We start from the raw sequence: 19,523 nt of genomic DNA, 5'->3' as shown, positions 1-19,523 counted from the left end.
AGTCAAGCTTTTCGTGATCTTAATCGATTCAAGTAATTCATCCTGCATCTTATGACAATTTCGCAATCTTAGCCCAGGTGTCTTTTAATGTAACTGTTCTGTTGAAAATAAGATTCGCGGGGGTTGAATCGTGATCTACGCAAAAATATCCGAGACGCTCGAATTGAAAACGATCTTGCTTTTTCGCGTTTATCAAAGATTGCTCCATTTTACAATTCGATAATATTGTAAGTGACGCCGGATTGAGATGGCTTTTCCAATCGTCTCCGCTCGGGTTTTCAACATTGAACAACCTGTCGTATAAACGAACTTCGGCACCAACAGTATGTGACGCAGATACCCAATGTATTGTTCCTTTCACTTTGCGCTGAGATTGACCCGCACCGCTCTTCGTTTCAGGATCGTAAGTGCAATGAAGTTCCGTAATCTCTCCCGTAACCGGATTCTTCACAACACCGACACATTTTATGATGTATGCATAGCGGAGGCGTACTTCATTCCCGGGAGTGAGACGGAAGAATTTCTTCGGCGGATCTTCCATAAAATCATCTTGCTCGATGTATAATACTTTCGAGAACGGTATCTTCCTCGTTCCCATCTTTTCATCTTCAGGATTATTTACCGCGTCGAGCAATTCAACTTTGCCGTCCGGATAATTATCGATGATCACTTTCAAAGGTTTTAGAACTGCCATCGTTCTCAAAGAACGCTTGTTTAAATCTTCACGTAAACTATCTTCCAACAGCGCTACGTCGATCATATTTTCACGCTTGGCAATACCGATGCGTTCAGCAAAATACCTGATAGATTCCGGCGTATAACCCCGCCGCCGCAATCCGCATATTGTTGGCATTCTTGGATCGTCCCAGCCGGTTACATTTCTATCCTCCACCAATTGAAGCAGACGCCGTTTGCTCATTACGGTATAGCTTAAATTTAAACGCGCGAATTCAATCTGCTGCGGATGATAGATGCCAAGCTGTTCTATAAACCAATCATACAAAGGTCTGTGATCTTCGAATTCGAGCGTGCAGATCGAATGAGTAATTTTTTCAATCGAATCAGATTGCCCATGCGCCCAATCATACATCGGATAGATGCACCATTTATCACCGGTACGGTCGTGTGCCTCATGAAGAATGCGGTAGATTATCGGGTCGCGCATATTGATATTCGGTGATGACATATCGATTTTAGCGCGAAGTGTTTTTGAACCATCCGGGAATTCTCCATTTTTCATCCGTTCGAATAAATCGAGGTTCTCTCCAATGCTTCTGTTGCGGTACGGACTATCTTTCCCGGGTGCTGTGAGTGTTCCCCTGTACTCACGAATCTGATCACCCGTCAATTCACACACATAAGCTACACCTTTTTTGATTAATTGAATCGCATATGCGTACAACTGATCGAAATAATCCGATGCGTAATATTCCCTGTATCCCCAATCAAATCCAAGCCACTTCACATCTTCTTTGATTGATTCTACATATTCGATTTCCTCCTTCGATGGATTTGTATCATCGAACCGTAAATTTGTTAGACCGTTATAATCACGTGCTATTCCGAAATTCAGACAGATAGATTTCGCATGCCCGATGTGAAGGTAACCGTTTGGTTCAGGAGGAAATCGTGTGTGAACACGTCCCTCATATTTATTAGTTTTTAAATCTTCATCGATTATATCGCGTATAAAATTAGTCGGCTTTGGCGCCGCAGAATCTGATTTCTCTATTGGGTCACTCTCGATCATTATTTCAATCTTTCAATTGCAGTTCTGATTCTTCTTATCGTTTCATCTTTCCCTAAAATATAAAGCATATCATATAAACCTGGTCCACCGCCGACTCCCGATACAGCGAGCCGGACACCGTGTATAAGTTTTCCATTTCCTATCGCCAATTTATTCGCAGCAGTGTGAAGGGCTTCTTCGTATTGCTCTTTAGAAGGGTTGTTTAATTTTGAAAACTCTTCGATCAATATTTCCAATTGCTGAGACGAATCTTCCTTCCATCTCTTTTTCAAAACCTCCTCATCGTACGTCAAGGGTGCTTCGAAAAAATAATGACTGTTTTCGATTATATCTTTCACGAATGATATTCTCGGCCGCATGGCTTCGATAATCAGCAATAACGAGTCATCGCTCCAATTGTGATTGGCAAATTTCGATTTCCCAAGAAGTTCTTTCAATATTGCAAGAACATCTTTATCGCTTTTTAAACGCAGATGCTCAAAGTTAAAAGCATTCAATTTTTCGATATTGAAAACCGCGCCGGCTTTATTGACACTTTCCAAAGAAAATGAATTCATTAAACCTTCAAGCGAAAATATTTCCTGCTCTGTTCCGGGATTCCAGCCGAGAAGCGCAACAAAATTGACGAGCGATTCTCTCAGATAACCTTTCGTCCGGTAATCTTCAACCGCAACATCACCCTGCCTTTTGCTAAGCTTGGATTTGTCAGGATTCAGAAGCAATGGAAGATGCGCAAATAGTGGTAATTCCCAACCGAACGCTTCGTAGAGTAAAACATGTTTTGGTGTGGATGGAAGCCATTCTTCACCACGTATCACATGACTAATTTTCATCAGATGATCGTCCACAACATTTGCGAGATGATATGTTGGGTATCCGTCACTCTTTATCAAAACCTGATCATCAATTAAATTGCTATCGAACTCCACTCTTCCGCGAATGATATCATCCACAATTACCTTCTTATCGCTATTTACATTCAATCGCACTACGTGAGGAATATTTTCTTTCAACTTGGATTGAACATCATCCTTCGAGAGTTTCAAACAATGTTTATCATATTTCGTTTGGTCGTTTCGCTTCTGTTGTTCTTCACGTAATTCTTCTATCCGAGCGGATGTACAAAAGCAGTTATATGCATGACCGGTTTGTATCAATCGTTCCGCGTACTCATGATATATTTTTAAACGTTCAGATTGAATGTACGGACCGAACTCTCCTTCTTTATTCGGTCCTTCATCATAATCGAGACCGCACCAATGTAGCGTGTCAATTAGATTTTCCACAGCACCCTCAACATATCTTGCGCGATCTGTGTCTTCTATGCGGAGTACGAATACACCTTTGTTCTTTCGAGCAAAGAGATAGTTATATAACGCCGTGCGTAGTCCACCGACATGTAAGTAACCCGTTGGACTCGGAGCAAATCTGACTCGTATTTGATTTAAATTATTCATGATAATAAAAAGTCCCCTATGGCGGGGACTGAAGATTTTCTATTACAGCGTAGCCGATTGGAAGATACCACTATATTTTAAAAAAAACAAAGATATTCTTCAAGATGAATACGGATTTATCGGCAATGATTAAGTAACATACTCAATCATCTCATTAAAATCTCAGATTCTTTGTAAAATTCATTAGGTTTGTAAAAAGAAAAAGGTAATTGTTGAAATATTTTACTTAATCGCCCAAAATAATTAAAATGATTGCTGGTATAACACAAGACATAACACGTAAAAATCTTGATCCATAAAATAAAATCCCGAACTACTCTGGTTCGGGATTTTGTCTTATCACATCTTGATATCGACAACTGGGGCTTAATGTAAGCCTCTGTTCAAATTTATATATTCGAATTTATTTTGTCGGTGATGTATGTCATAACATTATCCACCTGAATATTATTCTCCGATTCTTATTTAAAACCAGGTCGTCAGTCGATATCGGCGATATGTATCCCCGAACTGTCTCAGCAATCTTGTCTCCTCTAAATGTCTCCAATAAAATATATTTACCATTCCGATCATTCCAACAAGAAGGCTGACCACGGCATTATTGAATAAGCTCCATCCGATAATCCAAAAACAAAAACCTGTATACATCGGATGCCTTATTTTGCTGAAGAATCCATTGGTGACAAGATGCTTGATGTTCTCCAAACCTTTAAGTTGGATAAGCGCTCCAACCGCTAAAATCATCCCGGCGATATGAAGTCCAAGACCACTCCATCGCACCATCTTCGGTATGTTAAATAATGCAGGATCCAACGTACAAAGCGCAAACCAGCTTACCCACAAGGCGCACATCGTACTAAAGATGAGCGTGAAGATAAGTTTATTCTCCGGATCAATCTTTCTTGCCTCTTTTAGTAATTCATATCCGGTTCTTAGAGATACACAGACAAGAAAGATAACGAGCAAAACTATATAACTATTTTGCATAAAAGATTATTTTTTATTTGGACTTATTTTAGTAACAATAATTTCTTAGTTTCAATATAATCTTCCGCCTGCAAACGATAATAATAAACACCACTCGGTAATCCATTCGCATCCCACTTTACCGATTTGTACCCTGGTTCTTCATTTTCGTTTCTCAACATCATCACCTCCCTGCCAAGTACATCATATACTTTGAGCATTACAAATGACCTGTGCGGCAATTGGTATTCAATGGTGGTGCTTGGATTGAACGGATTCGGATAATTGTCCGATAAATAAAATTGTTCCGGAAGTTTGTTTAAATCGTCAACTATACTGGTTTGTACAGTGTCGCCGAAACGATAGAGGGCATCCCAAATGATGTTCCTTCCGGCATCCGATTCTCCGTTCGTTAAGACCACAACACCAATGTGTTTGTCTTTTTCAAGCGTATAGTCCATTCCGGTTCTAATGCCGGGATATGACCCGTTATGACCACAGAATTTATACGTTCCAAACCCGGGTGTTGTTGATGAGTAGATGAACCATATCAATCCTTGCTCATTTTGAAGAGCAGGGTATTGAACGGTTGTCATCGAATCAACAGTGCTGCTGTCTAAAATTCTAATTCCATCTATTTGTCCATTCTGCATAAAAGCGATTAAGAAACGGGCTAATTGTGGTGCGCTCGTTCTTAAATGAGCAGCGGGATAAATTGGATTTCCATAATGTCCGTACGATTGGTATGTTCCTCCGCTGTAGTAATATGGTAACGCTATATTGTTTGTATCTAAGTTATTCAAAAAAAACGATGTGTTATTCATACCTAACGGAACGAATATAGAATCGTGGCAGTATTTTTCAAAGGGAGTGTTGGCAATAGTCTCAACTAAACCACCAATCAGTGTAGCACCGACATTCGAGTAATTATATGATTGCAGTGGTGCCAGAGTATTATAATTAGATGCATTCCAATATGCACCACCCGGTGAAAGATAATTGTTAAGAAAATAATTAAGCGGTATGGGAGAGTCGCTCCCCCAGGTAGTAATCGAGTAAAGGATCGTCCAATTATCTAAAATGCTCGAAGTATGCGTTAAGATCATTCGAAATGTTATTGAATCATTCGGGTATAAAGGATTCCGTACTTGAAAAGGAAGATAGCGATTGACATCCTCATCTAATTTAAACCGACCCGATTCCCAGAGTTGCATAAGGGCGGTAGCCGTAACAGGTTTTGAAAGAGATGCAACAAGAAATAATGTTGAATCGGTAACTTTTATATTATTTTCAATGTTCGCATAACCGTATGCGCCTGTCCAAATAATTTTACCGTCTCTGATTATAGATGCCGATACTCCGGGAATATGATATGTATTCATTGTTGCAACGATGAACGAATCAAGATCAGAAGAAAGATTAAGATAAGCAGGAGAATTTAGCGCGGTAACGTGTCGGTTGTGAGTATCGCTATTTTGACTTGCTTGGATCTGGTCTTTTGGATACTCCTGAGCTACTGCATCGTCATAGCCATTTCTGATGAACAAAACGGCTATTACGAAACAAAGTGTGAGAGAGGTAATTTTCATTATATATTCTAACGAATATTATTCAAATATTAAAATATTCTCTTCTCTACAATGTTTCTTCATCATCTGATTACTCTATTTTATCTTCTTTTGGTTTCGATTCTTTGCATTCAGGCGAAAATAATTTCTTCACATCAGTATTAAATTGTAGGATGAATATTGTGTAGCCCCAGAATAGAAAACCGACGAAATCGGTAACTCGATCTATTTGTACGATTGCTTCCCAATTCGTAGATGGATCAATGCGGTTTAATAATTCTATTCCTGCTGTTGAAGACATCATACTTGAAAAGAAGTCGACCACGGCTAACCACCCAATAATTATGAGTACAATTCTTGCCCAACATTTTTTGTCTAAAAGAAAGTAGAATAACAGCAAGCTGATGAGGAAGAGAATAACGTTGCCAACTATAGCAAGAGTATAAAAGGTATCCGGTGTTAAGTAGCTCGTCAGTCCGCTGCTGATGCGTCCACCGGCAGCAATATCAATTGTTATCTTGACAAGGAAGTAGATGATGAATACTAAACGTAACTGTGATAATCGTTTCATTGAGTATTTTCCTTATATGTGATACATTTTTATTGCTGTTCCGCAGCCATTCGCTCGCGACTGCCCCGCGAGTGAAGACAGAGGAACTCTTATAGATCGAATAATTCGCGGGACAGAAAAACGTCGCTCGCTCATAGACGGCTGCGGAAAGCTGCGCGGGTTTCACCCTCGTTCCGCTTCTTCGCTTCGCGAACGGCGCGGAACATCGGGAAAAACTCCATGCTCGCTCGAATCGTCTCTCCAAAAGAAGGAGAGCCGTTCGCTCGCACGTTCGTTTTTCCCGCGCAGCGTTATGTGCAGTTGACCCTTCACCGCACCAAAACGAGTTTCTTCGTTTCAACATAATTACCTGCTTGTAGCCGATAAAAATATATTCCGCTCGATATATCCTGGGTATTCCATTGCTGTGAATAAGCTCCGGCAGCCAACTCTTTTGAAAGAATCGTATCCACTTCTCTTCCTAACACGTCGAACACCTTTAATGAAACAAAAGAGGTAGATGGAAGGGTAAATGCGAATGTCGTGGTTGGATTGAATGGATTCGGATAATTTTGTGACAGACCGTATGTCGGCGGTATAATATTCACTGTTTCGTTCTCATTTGGCGCTTCGGGGGGTTGATCTCCTGATGGTACAATCCTGATTATATTTACGGCATTTGTCGAACTCAAAGATGCATTCAAGAATAATGTTCCATCTTCATTTACCTTCACCCAATATCCACTCCCCGGTTGTATTGTATCTGTAATAAAATATCCTTCCCTATACCCAAAGAACCCGGAAGTAATCAAGCTCTGAGGATATGAAGTGATGGAGTTAGTCGCAACGGGCACACCAATAGATCCGATGAGATTCCAGCCGGGTATCACGTCAATCGAAACTGAAGATAGATCGCACCCTGTTATCTGTATACTTTGTGATCCGTTAAACTTCAACCAGTAACCGGCTCCATTAATAAGTCTTGATTCCTCGTAATATCCATCCATGTAAGCATATGCAAGAGTGAGTGCACTGGGAAAGAGGTTCCCCACGCTATAATCAGTTACATTAGAAGGTACCGAGACAATGTTCCATTTACTATTGACATTAATGTCCTGGGTTGACAGGCACATGGCAAACGTAGCACGAATCGTATGGTTGCCTGTAACGTTTAAGAATGTGTAGCTTGTTGTCGAATCAGTTTTTAAATCATTGACTATCAGACTATCAACATAGTAACCATCATTAGGCGTGATTGTAAAGTTCATACTGCCTCCGTTTTCTACCGTTACTAATCCCGAGGCTTTGATTGTGCCGTACGGTCCTGCACTTGCAGTAATTGTATGGATGAAAAACTCGCTTAAGGGTCTTCTGTATACTCCACCAGTTGTTGTACCGGCATAAAGATTTGAACCATGAACGATAAGGGATCGAATTCCAAGATCGGTGAGACCCAAGTTTACTTCGGTCCATGTTGTACCAGTGTTAGTGGAAAAGTAGACACCCTTATCCCCAGAAGGTTTAGCAATGCCTGCAAAAAGATTTGTACTATCGATGGCAAGAGCACGTCCACGCACAAGTATAGGTAGACCTGCATTGAGTGCCGTCCAGCTCCCGCCGTTGTCGGTGGAAAGATATATGCCATCATCGGTTCCAGCAAAGAGGGTTGATTCTTTGGCGGCAAGAGCATATACTCTAGTGTCGCTTGGTAACCCTGAGTTTGCAGCACTCCAACTTCCTCCGTGATCTGTGGAAATATACACACCATAACCATGAGCATAGCCACCAGTCCCCGCAAACAAATTCGATCCCTGAACAGCAAGAGAATAGATGGGTGTATTTGGCAGACCCGAACTGACCTCAGTCCAATTTGCGCCTTCGTCAGTAGAAAGAAAAACATATCCGCTCGTATTGCTTCCGGTTCCCGCAAAAAGATCGGTTCCGAAAACAATAAACGACCTCACATACTTGTTAGTCAGCCCGGTGTTGACTGCATTCCAGCTAGTACCATCATCAGTCGAGAGGAATACGCCCCTGCCATACGTACCGGCAAAGAGTTTGGTACCCATTGTTGCAAAAGAACGAACGTCAAAATCTATGAGACCTGAATTCACATCTTGCCAATTGTCACCATCGTCGGTGGAGCGAAACACTCCGCCGCTATCGGCACCGACAAAGAGATTTGTACCCAAGACAGCGAAACAATTAACGCCGACACTATCAAGAGATGTTTGCACCCATTGGGCGGAAAGTGTGCCTGCAAATAGCAAAGTGAGCAGGCAAATAAAAAACATAGTAGAAAAATTACGCATAATGTAAACTCCTTTCTGGCAAATTAAAGCAGGGGCAATTGCACATAACATGTAAGATCATCATCATACTCACGCATGCCGTTATATCTCCATAATAAAATCCTTATGCGTAAGTTCCCGTCTTTCTACCCATCAAAATCGTAGTATGCAAATTACAAAACCTGCGGTTTATTGTCAAGCTATCTTTCGCCTTTCTATTCAACTTCTTAATATTTCTTTGAGGAGCTTAAATTCTGTTTTTTCACCCATCGCGTTTCATTACCCCCTAAATCAAGCATTTTTCCATACCCCCAATTATTGCATAATTTAGAGGGGTCAATATCGCCTTGCTTAAAAACAGTTCGTTTTGGGCATAAACCTTACTTGAATCGCCGCAATTCATATATGCATCGAGGCAAAACATGTATGCTTTATCGTAGTTCATGTATGCATTGAGGGAAAACATTTATGCTTTATCGTAGTTCATGTATGCATCGAGGCAATGCATATATGTTCTGTCGCAATTCATGTATGCATCATGGCAAAACATGTATGTTTTGTCGCAATTCATCTATGTTTCATCGCGGTTCAGTTATGCTTTGCCGCAATACAGAAAGGAATCGTCGTGATCCTTATAGCTTCTGTCGTAATATCTAAAGGGATCGTCGCAATCCTTTTAGCTTTTGTCATAATGTCGAAAGGGATCATCGCAATCCTTTTAGCTTCTGCCGTAATATCTAAAGGGATCGTCGCAATCCTTTTAGCTTCTGTCGTAATATCTAAAGGGATCATCGCAATCCTTTTAGCTTCTGTCGCAATGCCGAAAGGAATTATTACAATGTTGTTAAGTTCTACATGCTGGGAGGTAGCTTTGCTCCCGACCAAAACTAATGGTCTACAGGTCGGGAGTAGAACTCCCTCCCAACAAAGAACTCCCTCTCAACAAAAAGTAACGCAACCTGTCCCAAAGGAATACCTCTGGCAAAGGTTGCGATTACCACCTAAATCTTATTTATTGGTTAGCCCCACAAAGGTGTGCGTAAAAACAAAATAATATATCCATGCAACAGTAAATCAACCTCCCCTCAATCCCCTCTTTCGCATGAAGAGGATGCAAGGTGTGGTGCATTTTCTTTTTTATAACTGCCTCCGCAATCATACGGTTGTCAATCAGCCATTATCAAATTTCGCTTTGCGATTCCATTTTAATATCGCCCAGAACAAGAGATGGAATCGCCTTGAATGCTAACTGCTATCCTCAGCCGCTGTTTATGATTGCGGAATGTTCTCTTTTTTATCCGCCTCCGGCGGAGTTACTTTCTCTTCAAAGAGAAAGTAAGGTATAAATCTTTTAATTCAAACTCCCCTCCTTTGTAAGTCCCGAAGGGATCCTTCGAAGAGGAGACGAAAAAGAATAATAATCACATCTACGCGGCTTCTACCTGAAAATATTTCTTTCTGAAATATAAAGCGAGATTGACTAAACTTATCAATACCGGCACCTCCACCAATGGACCGATGACTGCGGCGAATGCCTCACCCGAATTTATCCCGAATACCGCAACAGCCACAGCTATGGCAAGTTCAAAATTATTGCTCGCAGCCGTGAATGAGAGTGTCGCAGTTTTGGAATAATCGGCACCGAGCTTTTTCCCCAAATAAAATGACACTAAAAACATTATTATGAAATATATCAGTAATGGAATTGCAATCCTCACTACATCAAGCGGTATTCTTACAATATACTCCCCCTTTAATGAGAACATCACGAATATTGTAAACAGCAGCGCGAATAAAGTTATCGGCGATATCTTAGGAATGAATTTCTGTTCGTACCATTGCTTGCTTTTCAATTTGAGAAAGATGAAACGTGTAATTATTCCGGCTATGAAAGGAATACCTAGATAAATAAAAACAGATTCCGCAATTTGACTGATGGTGATATCGACGCTGAATGTCTTCAAACCAAGCAACGAAGGAAACACAGTCAAAAACATATACGCATACAGTGAAAAGAACAATACCTGGAAGATGGAATTAAAAGCGACAAGTCCCGCTGCGTATTCGGTATCTCCTTTCGCAAGCTCGTTCCATACTATAACCATTGCTATACAACGTGCTAGACCTATCAGGATTAATCCCGCCATATATTCAGGATAATCCTGCAAGAATATTATTGCAAGCAGGAACATCAACACAGGTCCAATTATCCAATTCTGTACGAGGGAAAGAGACAAGACCTTCACATTTTTAAAAACGTCACCTAATTCCTCGTATTTAACTTTTGCCAGAGGCGGATACATCATCAATATCAATCCGATGGCGATAGGAATATTTGTAGTCCCGCTTTGAAATGAATTCCAAAAATCGACGATGCCCGGAAAAAGGTATCCGGAAAATACACCGACGAACATTGCAAGGAATATCCACAACGTCAGATACCTATCGAGGAACGAAAGACGTTTTGTTAAAGTGCTCATGATGAATTCTCTTAAAAATTATTATAGATTAAATAGATTCCACCCAGTATTACCAAAACTCCGCAAACTCTTTTCAGCCGAATAATTGCTTTCGATTCTTCGCTCCAGTTCAAATATTTCTGAACCTTTCCCGTTAATGTTCCGGCTCCAACGATAACGGAACAATGTCCAACTCCGAATGCCAAAAGAAGGATTACGGCAAGTATATAACTCACTTGTGCGGTTTGGAACACTACTCCGAGTACAGGAGCCATATAGGCGAAAGTGCACGGTCCAACAGCCAAACCAAACAACAATCCAAGAATTAATGCAGCGAGGATTCCTTTTGATTTAGTTTTCTTTACTCCGTGACTCCAATTTAGTTTTATGATATCTAAAAGATATAAACCTACCAAAAAGAAAATCGCTGCCACAAGATAATTACCGATTCCTCCGATATCGCCCATTAATCTTCCCATGGAAGCGGTTATAATACCGATTAAAGTAATTGTAATTAAGATCCCTGTTGAAAAGATAAGAGATATATTGAATGTTCTTGCAACGGACATTTTTTCTTGCGAGCTAATAAATCCGACAACAAGTGGAATACTCGATAAATGGCATGGAGAGAGAAGAATACTCAATACGCCCCAGCTGAAAGAAGCGGCAACAGCAAGCCAAACCGCGCCGGTCATTGCATCGTAAAGAGTTGTAAATAATTCTTCGATCATATCATTTTTTCTTTTTTACAAGCGCTAATCCTTTAGATTGGAGCAGAGTATCGATTTCCTTTTCCGGATAGAATCCTTCATGTCTGAATATTTCCTTTCCGTTTTGATCGAGAAATATTTGCGTTGGAATCAATTTAATTCCAAATTCTTTCGCGTAATGTTTTTGATCATCCTTCCAAACATCATGAAAGATCACTTTAACCTGTGAACCGTATTTTTCTTCAATTGATTTCATAATGGGCTGCATCTTTTTACATGGTATACAATTGACAGAGCCGAGTTCAATAAAAGTTACTTTCGGTTTGATGGGATTATCCTTCTGAATCTGAAATCCGGTAGTAAACCACATTATAATTAATGCAAAAAGGAAATTTAAATAATTCTTATTCATACAATCTCTTTCTTAGTAAACAAGATTGAAAATATAACCGACGATAATAATCCCAACGGCAACAATACCGACAAAAATAAAGATCAGTTGCAGTTTAAGAACTTTTTTAAGTATAATCGTTTCAGGGAGCGATAATCCTATAACACTCATCATGAAAGCGAGCACGGTTCCAAGCGATGCGCCTTTTTCCAGAAGTGCCTGAACAATCGGAATTATTCCGGTGGCATTGGAATACATCGGCACACCGATGATAACGGCAATAGGCACAGACCACCACACCGATTTACCCATCAATGAAGCCATGAAGTTTTCAGGCACATATCCGTGTATACCGGCTCCAACGCCGATTCCGATTACAATGTAAATCCATACTTTCGAAACAATATCTTTTACCGCCATGATACCGGCATCCACCCTGTCTGAGAAAGTGATCGTTTGTTCAGCAATTTGCGTCTGGCCCGATTTTATTTCATACACCCATGGTTCAACATATTTTTCTAGTTTCAACTTGCCAATGATGAAACCGGAAACAATTGCTATTAATAATCCGGTTGACATATAAAGTAGCGCTGTTTTCCATCCGAACAAACCAAAAAGTAAAACGAGAGCAACTTCGTTTATCATTGGTGCGGCTATTAAAAAAGAGAACGTTACACCGAGGGGAACTCCGCTTTCAACAAAACCGAGAAACAAAGGGATCGCCGAGCATGAGCAAAACGGAGTTACAATACCGAGCATGCTTGCTAAAACATTTCCGACAAACAATTTCTTACCACCGAGTATCCTCCGTGTACGTTCAGGCGAAAAGTAACTTCTGATTATTCCTACTACGAACACAATCAATATAAGGAGAAGAAGTACTTTTGGGACTTCGTAGATAAAAAATCGAATTGCTTCAGTAAGGCGCGTTCCTCTCTCCAACTCAAGGATGGAATACGTCAAATAATCCGCGACTCTCCCGATTTGAAAATATACAAGAATCCAAATCAGAAATCCTCCCGCGATATAAATAAACTTAGAGTTCGCTTTCATTTATTTTCTGCTTCGGCAAGAGCGTTCATAATCCAATGAACGAGTGTCGATTTTACAGGTAACTTTCCGCTTGAAACAATTTTACCGTTGATTTCCAAACCGGGTGTAGATAAGATTCCGGCTTTCATGATCTCCTTCATATCGGAGACCTTTTCAACTGTCGCGTCTATACTCAACTCGCGAACAACTTCTTTGCACATCGCTTCAAGTTTGACACAATTGGAACAGCCGCTGCCATAAACTTTTATCGTATTCATTTATGCCTCATTTACTAATTGATCTATAAAATTCAAATAATTTCATCTTTATTTCATCCCTAACTTTTCTGAATGCGGAAACAATTTCTTTCTGAGTCCCTCTTGCTTCGGCAGGGTCTTCGAATCCGATATGAAGCCGGTGTTTCACCTCTCCCGTAATAACCGGACAGCTTTCCTTGGCGTTATCACATACTGTAATAACATAATCGAATGATTCGCCGAGATACATGCCGACATTCTTCGGAAAGTTCTTACTCAAATCGATACCGATTTCTTCCATTACTCTAATTGCTATCGGATGAACGTTGGTTGCCGGATTCGTTCCCGCAGAAAACACCTCGACGCTCGAATCGAACGATTTTAAAAATCCCTCCGCTATTTGGCTCCGGCAGGAATTGCCTGTGCAAAGTATTAATATTTTCATCAATTTCATGAGTAGATTTATTTGATCGTTAAGATAATAATTATTACAGCGGAAATCAAAAGATCAGAATGTGTATTTTATCATTATTCTAAACGATTTTGATTATGATTTAGATTGAATTTACTTAAGATAAATTCATAGGATGATTGAAAGTGATCTAAATCAGAATCTGTTTGTTTAAGTCGTTGATTCTGAATATTATCAATCGTATTAAAAAGAATGGATTGAATTGAATGGAAGAAATTAACAAGATACTCGTGGTGGATGACGATCGGCAGCTCAGGGAGATATTAGCATCGGAGCTTACTGAACAAGGATATGATATCAGAGAAGCATCATCCGGTTATGAGGCGATACCACTTGCGTACGGTATAGCATTTAAGCTCATCATACTGGATTTAAAGATGCCGTACATCGATGGTTTTGATTTTCTAAAGTTTTCCAAACGAACTTTCCCTAAAACGAAAGTTATAGTTCTAACTGCCTACGCCGATTTGACGAATATCCAAAAATGCAAAGATCTCGGAGCCGATGAAGTTATCGGGAAGCCGTATGAAATGGGATATCTACTCTACAATATTGAAAATGTTTTGAAAGAGTAATTATCTGCTACAAATAAAAAACCTTCAACACGGATAGATCCATGATGAAGGTTATGTCCGCCAGATACGTTATCTTTAACGTACACTAATTATAACATATTCTTTTTTGATATAATTCCGTGCACGGTTTATATCTAGTTACCAACCATATCCAATATCAAAACGAAGAGCCGGCGCATTACCATCGTAATCCCCGATATCCGAATCTTTTTTCGATGCGATGTAATGGTCGATTCCTATACCGAGACCCATTGCAAAATCATCACCCGGGAACCACTGCCAGCCGACTAATCCTCCGATAGATGTGACAGATAGTGCGTTGTCTTGATTATCGTGGTATAATCTGTTGTAGGAAATGTTCGGAGTCAAATAGAAACCACGTAATGATTTTTGAGAGGGATAAAAGCGGATTTCAGCATTCAATCCAAATCCATTTATACCACCTATAGTCGGGGCTTGTACACCCGCACCGATACCGATATTATCAGATACAGATTGATAATAAGAAATATTGTAAAAGAGTAAAAACTTAAGAGGATTAATTACGATCATATGGTGGCGCGGAGTGATATCTTCGCTTTCGGAGATAATAGTTGAGCGCGTAATGGTAGTATCACCTTTCTGCTCCGTTACTGTTTTCTTTTTTTCCTCCGTACGAACTTGAGCGAATGCATTTTGGCATAACATTAAACTGACCGCAAAAATAAAAACTAATTTTAATCTCATAAATACTCCGTATTTTGATGATTAAGGCAGATAAACCAATGACATACAAATAATAGTTTTAGCAACCGTAAGTTAATTAATAGTCAAATTAATGTCAAAATTACACTTAAAGGAATAGATGCCTCCAAATGAAAAACTCCGATCAGTGTATTGATCGGAGTTAAATTTAGTGCGGAGAGGGAGAGATTTGAACTCTCGGTACAGGTTGACCCCGTACGACGGTTTAGCAAACCGTTGGTTTAAGCCACTCACCCACCTCTCCGTGGATGTAACTTAATTTTTTGTTGTAATAATGTACTAATTTATCGTTTGAGTTGCAAGATTCCATTTTACGGAATTGTCTTTGCTAATCAAGGGGTGGTTAACTAATTTTTCTATCACTCTCTTCTATTATTCGCCATGATGGCCAGGGAGTTAGGTTTCATCTTCATTATCAACTCCCCAATCATTTTTCTACCAGTTGGAGTTTTATACCACCTTTCACGATTCATCGCTTCAGAACGAGTAGCAAATTCTTCATAGTACAAGAGAAGCCACGGGCGATAATATTTTGTCGACCTCACTTTACCATAATTGTGAAAGCTTAAACGATTTTCAAGATTACGGGTTTGGCCTACATAGGTTCTTTTAAACTTCTGCGAATATATTATATAAACAAAATATTTCATTTACCCTGTTTATAATTAAATTCTTTTTATGGAAAGAATATTCTGCTTTTCATGAACCCTCTCGATACAATCTTCCCGATAACTATTCGCCAACTGCTTATTCTTCTTGAGCGGTCTAGTCCGTTCCGCTTCGAAGCGGAACGAGATTCCGATTCCGCATTGCGGAATCGAACAAACCGTTGGTTTAAGTCCGTCCCGCTTTTGCGGGACGAGATCTTGTTCAAATCTTCGATTTGAACCGACCACTCACCCACCTCTCCGTGGATGTAACTTAATTTTTTATTGTATTAATGTGCTAATTTATCGTTTGAGTTGCAAAATTTTATCGGCTATCTGTTCCTGAACGATTTTTATCCTAGTGTTTCGCTTCTTTAATTTTTTGCAACTGTTTCCAGAATAAATCATTCGATGGATCTTTTGCAACAAGCTCTGATTGAATTGCAATCGCTTCATCATAATGCTGAAGCTGGTAATGGCATTCGGCTAATGTATTTAGCACGTTCAAATCTGCGGGAGCTAAGCGTGCAGCTCTCTTTGCAATTTCTAATGCTTGAATTTTATCGATATTATTCGTCGTTAAAAACAATGCAATCTGGTTGAGCATTTTCGGATCATCAGGTCGGCTGCGCAACTGAGCGTTAAATTGCTCTGTTACTCTTTTCCGCTCAACATCTGCCGCTATATATTTTTTTTGTTTCTCGAACTCGGCAATTGTTCTGAACCTCGCTTCAAATAAATATGTCGATTGCCACAGATTATATATGCGACGTAATTGAACCAAAGGCAGTGTATCATCATCTACGCGTATATCGATGAACCTATCGTTCATTCCGGCGTAACCGCCTTTGTCTCTCACAACTAATAACACCGCAGATTGTCTGCCACGCTTATCACCACCTGCCCTCTCGCCTGCTTCAAGGGCACTTAAGAGTCGATCGGCAAGGTCACCACCCGTATTTTCAAATGCATGCGCCATTCCTTCCACAACTTCTCGTCCGGTAAGAATATTTCCTTGTACGGTATATCCTTTACCGGTAATTTGACCTGCATAGTTTACACATTTTGATCCGGTGTGGGAAAAAGCATTACCACGTGCGTCAACAATTCCTATTTGACGTTCTGAGATTGCCGAATCGCCGGCTAACAACAATGACACAACCTCTTGCGCGCTTAAACCTGTTTCCAGAAGTGATAATCCTTTCGGACCAAATGATGTATTGGCAAATGCCTGAGTAGCAATTGCGCCAACACCCGCTTTTGCGTAAGGAACAACAGCGCCAACACCAAGGAATTTTGATTGAACTGCAATTCCTAAATCGCCGGTGGCTGAATCCCACCCGACTATTGAATATGTTCCTATTATATTAGAAGATTGAGGATATAAAACACCGCACATCCCGACAATCAGGAGGAGAAGTAATAATTTTTTCATATGGTCAATTACACTGAAGTTGTGTTGAAAGACGAAATCTCCGAATTAGTTTATTACCTGTATCAGCAATGTAAAGAGTACAATCGTTGGAGTATGCGATACCGGACGGATGAGAAATTGCCGGGAGTCCATTCTGGGCGGTAATTGCTTTGCCGAAAGATTCCGATTTAAATTGTCCGAGCAGACTAAATTTAACCACGCTGTCTAATTCCGAATCAACAACGAATATTTCCCTTCGTCGTTTATCATACGCCGCCGCTGTGGCATTCAGGAATCGTCTCGGTCTTACAATGTCTGTACCGCTTTGAGATGAAATTGAAGGATCGTATTTGGGTCTCCATCCGATAAAATCATTTGTTTCATAATAGACCATCCAGATAGCACCAAATGCGTCTTGCATACTGTTTTGCGTCAGGATAAAATCACTGCTCGAAGGAAATACCATCAATCCGGTTAAAGCTCTTATATCGGTAATTGCAGTTCCGCCGCTGGCACGTGTGACAAGATCTCCAATGGGTGTTTCGAATTCTTCGTTTGGTTTGAATCGCAACACGCGTGTGTCAGGATCAACGAAGCTGCTATTATCCGGTCCGGTTCGGGCGACAAGGAAACCGTTTTTGGGTAAGATTCCGATTCCGACAAACCGTCTTTGTGGCCTAGCCGGCTCCGAATAGATGAGCCGCATATGAGCATCGGCAATATTATGATTATAAAAATATGATGTATCTCGATAAACGTATGATGTATCGTGTAAGAGCGTATCTATCTTAATTCCCGCGATGTAGACTGTGTCCCATCTGACAAGATTTATTCTGTAAATCGCTCCCATCGTGTCGAGCGTTTTAGGATTCACAACTTCCGCACAGACATAAAGATCAAGTTTTGAATTTTGCGCAAGCGCCAACGGATGTAATATACTACGACTCATCAAGATCGTTCCGCCTGCATCCATCATATGAATCTGATTATTCTCATAATCAGCGACATACATTAGCTGATCATTCCCGATGAGTAACGCTCTTGGACTTCCGGGGACGCTCCAAGGTGGAGAGATTTCCACGTAACTTGTGTCTCCCAGACGATTAGTGCCGGAAGATTTGGCAGTTGGGGGAGTTATTTTTTGTTCACAACCACCAAGGCAAATCATAAAGATGGTTATTGAAAGTATGAGTATGAATAAATACTTAGTCATTTTAATATGCCAGGTTTACTGAAATTCTATGAACGGTGCCGAGAAGATTGTAATTCGAAAATGAATAATCAAATCCGACCTTCGATGTAAGAACAGGAACGAGAACCCCGACACCGAAACTTATATCATTTGAAGCGGCGTTATCTCTGCCTAACAAAGTTTCGCCGATGGTTCTTTTGAATCCTGCGCGAACGAATAACCAATCCTCCCATTTATATTCCGCTCCGAGATGAACGTTTTCCGCATTGTCGTTCGGATGATTTAATTCGATGGAAGTGGTAATTTTATGCGTTTCTGTTTCGTACGGTTCCATGGCGAACCCGATTTTAAATTGGGTCGGCGGTGAGAACGATTGGAATGAATTCACCTTACTGCCATCGAACGTTGTTACACTACCGGATGGAGCAACATCTCCGCCAAAATTTGTTATCACAATGGCAAAACGTGAAGAACCCAAGCCGGTCCAGTAGTAAGTGCCAAGGTCTACCATAGTTCCGCGCATCTTCAATATATCTAGTGTCTCTTCAATATATTTGATTGTAATCCCGAAGCTGAATTGGTCTGTCATTCTCCTCGCATAACTCAGACCGAAAGCTAAATCACCGAATTTAAAATAGCGCCCGGTTCCTTTAGGTAAAGTTTCGGTCGTAATTTCCATCGGATCGGTATAAAGAGATGTCAATGAAACACCAATCGCGTCGGATGTTGTGAGATGATATACACCACCGAAAAACTCGTGCTTCAAGTCTACCAAATATTCGGTGTGTGAGAAGGTAATTTGATTTTCATTGAATTGTGTCAATCCTGCCGGATTCCAATAAAGTGCGGTAACGTCGTTCGCCATCGCGATGAAGCTTTCTCCGACTCCAACTGCGCGAGCGCCGACTCCAATCTTCAAAAACTGAAATGCCGAAATGCCGGCGCGTTGTCCGCCTAAATTGGGAATTAATTGACCATGAGAAAATTGAATTGCAAATCCAATCACAAAAGAGATAACAAATAATCTATTTAACATTATATTTTTCAT

Annotated in this window: 21 protein-coding genes and 1 tRNA gene; 2 read left to right on the top strand and 20 right to left on the bottom strand. The window is 40.4% G+C overall.

Translation table 11 applies throughout. The features are described from left to right. Positions 1 to 49: 49 nt before the first annotated feature. The 7 genes from HZB59_02260 to HZB59_02230 all read right to left on the bottom strand — a co-directional run bounded on the left by HZB59_02260 (position 50) and on the right by HZB59_02230 (position 8,603). Entirely contained in the window at positions 50 to 1,750 is a 1,701-nt protein-coding gene (locus HZB59_02260) for a glutamine--tRNA ligase/YqeY domain fusion protein (GenBank protein MBI5020233.1), read from the bottom strand. Then, entirely contained in the window at positions 1,750 to 3,207 is a 1,458-nt protein-coding gene (locus HZB59_02255) for a glutamate--tRNA ligase (GenBank protein MBI5020232.1), read from the bottom strand. The genes HZB59_02260 and HZB59_02255 overlap by 1 nt, the downstream gene beginning before the upstream one ends. 465 nt (positions 3,208 to 3,672) lie before the next feature. Beyond that, the gene (locus HZB59_02250) at positions 3,673 to 4,194 is read right to left on the bottom strand and encodes a hypothetical protein (protein MBI5020231.1); all 522 of its coding nucleotides are present in this window, start codon (positions 4,192 to 4,194) and stop codon (positions 3,673 to 3,675) included. Positions 4,195 to 4,217: 23 nt separating this feature from the next. Further along, positions 4,218 to 5,762: a serine hydrolase gene (locus HZB59_02245; GenBank protein MBI5020230.1), complete on the bottom strand. Its 1,545-nt coding sequence runs from the start codon at positions 5,760 to 5,762 to the stop codon at positions 4,218 to 4,220. A 70-nt stretch (positions 5,763 to 5,832) separates the two neighbouring features. Next, positions 5,833 to 6,312 (bottom strand): hypothetical protein, encoded by a 480-nt coding sequence (locus HZB59_02240; GenBank protein MBI5020229.1) that lies wholly within the window; start codon positions 6,310 to 6,312, stop codon positions 5,833 to 5,835. 162 nt (positions 6,313 to 6,474) lie between these two features. Then, entirely contained in the window at positions 6,475 to 6,624 is a 150-nt protein-coding gene (locus HZB59_02235; GenBank protein ID MBI5020228.1) for a hypothetical protein, read from the bottom strand. Beyond that, positions 6,621 to 8,603: a T9SS type A sorting domain-containing protein gene (locus tag HZB59_02230; protein ID MBI5020227.1), complete on the bottom strand. Its 1,983-nt coding sequence runs from the start codon at positions 8,601 to 8,603 to the stop codon at positions 6,621 to 6,623. Before HZB59_02230 ends, HZB59_02235 begins: the two co-directional genes overlap by 4 nt. Before the next feature lie 517 nt (positions 8,604 to 9,120). Here HZB59_02230 and HZB59_02225 point away from each other — a divergent pair. Continuing rightward, positions 9,121 to 9,636 (top strand): hypothetical protein, encoded by a 516-nt coding sequence (locus HZB59_02225; GenBank protein ID MBI5020226.1) that lies wholly within the window; start codon positions 9,121 to 9,123, stop codon positions 9,634 to 9,636. Positions 9,637 to 10,009: 373 nt separating this feature from the next. On the opposite strand, the gene arsB is transcribed toward HZB59_02225, so the two are convergent. From arsB to HZB59_02195, 6 genes are read right to left on the bottom strand one after another with little or no spacing between them, the layout of a single operon-like run. Beyond that, positions 10,010 to 11,062: an ACR3 family arsenite efflux transporter gene (arsB, locus tag HZB59_02220; GenBank protein ID MBI5020225.1), complete on the bottom strand. Its 1,053-nt coding sequence runs from the start codon at positions 11,060 to 11,062 to the stop codon at positions 10,010 to 10,012. 11 nt (positions 11,063 to 11,073) lie between these two features. Then, positions 11,074 to 11,772: a cytochrome C biogenesis protein gene (locus HZB59_02215; protein MBI5020224.1), complete on the bottom strand. Its 699-nt coding sequence runs from the start codon at positions 11,770 to 11,772 to the stop codon at positions 11,074 to 11,076. 1 nt (position 11,773) lies between these two features. Then, entirely contained in the window at positions 11,774 to 12,163 is a 390-nt protein-coding gene (locus tag HZB59_02210) for a thioredoxin family protein (protein MBI5020223.1), read from the bottom strand. 12 nt (positions 12,164 to 12,175) lie between these two features. Next, on the bottom strand, positions 12,176 to 13,195 hold the full coding sequence (locus tag HZB59_02205; GenBank protein ID MBI5020222.1) for a permease: 1,020 nt from the start codon (positions 13,193 to 13,195) through the stop codon (positions 12,176 to 12,178). Then, positions 13,192 to 13,452, bottom strand: a complete 261-nt coding sequence (locus HZB59_02200; GenBank protein ID MBI5020221.1) for a TM0996/MTH895 family glutaredoxin-like protein — start codon at positions 13,450 to 13,452, stop codon at positions 13,192 to 13,194. Before HZB59_02200 ends, HZB59_02205 begins: the two co-directional genes overlap by 4 nt. Positions 13,453 to 13,459: 7 nt before the next feature. Continuing rightward, complete coding sequence (locus tag HZB59_02195) at positions 13,460 to 13,876, bottom strand: arsenate reductase ArsC (GenBank protein MBI5020220.1); 417 nt, start codon at positions 13,874 to 13,876, stop codon at positions 13,460 to 13,462. 233 nt (positions 13,877 to 14,109) lie between these two features. Between HZB59_02195 and HZB59_02190 the strand changes: the two genes are divergently transcribed. Then, a complete protein-coding gene (locus HZB59_02190; GenBank protein MBI5020219.1) occupies positions 14,110 to 14,478 on the top strand; it encodes a response regulator in 369 nt (122 codons plus the stop codon). Between the two features lie 138 nt (positions 14,479 to 14,616). On the opposite strand, the gene HZB59_02185 is transcribed toward HZB59_02190, so the two are convergent. The 7 genes from HZB59_02185 to HZB59_02155 all read right to left on the bottom strand — a co-directional run bounded on the left by HZB59_02185 (position 14,617) and on the right by HZB59_02155 (position 19,511). Further along, on the bottom strand, positions 14,617 to 15,204 hold the full coding sequence (locus HZB59_02185) for a hypothetical protein (protein ID MBI5020218.1): 588 nt from the start codon (positions 15,202 to 15,204) through the stop codon (positions 14,617 to 14,619). Between the two features lie 172 nt (positions 15,205 to 15,376). After that, positions 15,377 to 15,466: transfer RNA gene (locus HZB59_02180), tRNA-Ser, on the bottom strand. A gap of 115 nt (positions 15,467 to 15,581) precedes the next feature. Then, complete coding sequence (locus HZB59_02175; protein MBI5020217.1) at positions 15,582 to 15,872, bottom strand: GIY-YIG nuclease family protein; 291 nt, start codon at positions 15,870 to 15,872, stop codon at positions 15,582 to 15,584. Between the two features lie 15 nt (positions 15,873 to 15,887). Beyond that, positions 15,888 to 16,118, bottom strand: a complete 231-nt coding sequence (locus HZB59_02170) for a hypothetical protein (protein MBI5020216.1) — start codon at positions 16,116 to 16,118, stop codon at positions 15,888 to 15,890. A gap of 109 nt (positions 16,119 to 16,227) precedes the next feature. Further along, positions 16,228 to 17,304 (bottom strand): DUF1028 domain-containing protein, encoded by a 1,077-nt coding sequence (locus tag HZB59_02165; GenBank protein ID MBI5020215.1) that lies wholly within the window; start codon positions 17,302 to 17,304, stop codon positions 16,228 to 16,230. A 4-nt stretch (positions 17,305 to 17,308) separates the two neighbouring features. Further along, the gene (locus tag HZB59_02160; GenBank protein ID MBI5020214.1) at positions 17,309 to 18,496 is read right to left on the bottom strand and encodes a hypothetical protein; all 1,188 of its coding nucleotides are present in this window, start codon (positions 18,494 to 18,496) and stop codon (positions 17,309 to 17,311) included. Position 18,497: 1 nt separating this feature from the next. Further along, positions 18,498 to 19,511 carry a PorV/PorQ family protein gene (locus HZB59_02155; protein MBI5020213.1) on the bottom strand — a complete coding sequence of 338 codons (1,014 nt, stop codon included), beginning with the start codon at positions 19,509 to 19,511 and terminating at the stop codon, positions 18,498 to 18,500. Positions 19,512 to 19,523: the final 12 nt, after the last annotated feature.

This window comes from Ignavibacteriales bacterium (genome assembly GCA_016214905.1).
GTDB lineage: Bacteria > Bacteroidota > Ignavibacteria > UBA10030 > SZUA-254 > PNNN01.
The sequence above is the reverse complement of the archived record's forward strand: the minus strand, read 5'-3'. Positions and strand labels throughout refer to the sequence as shown.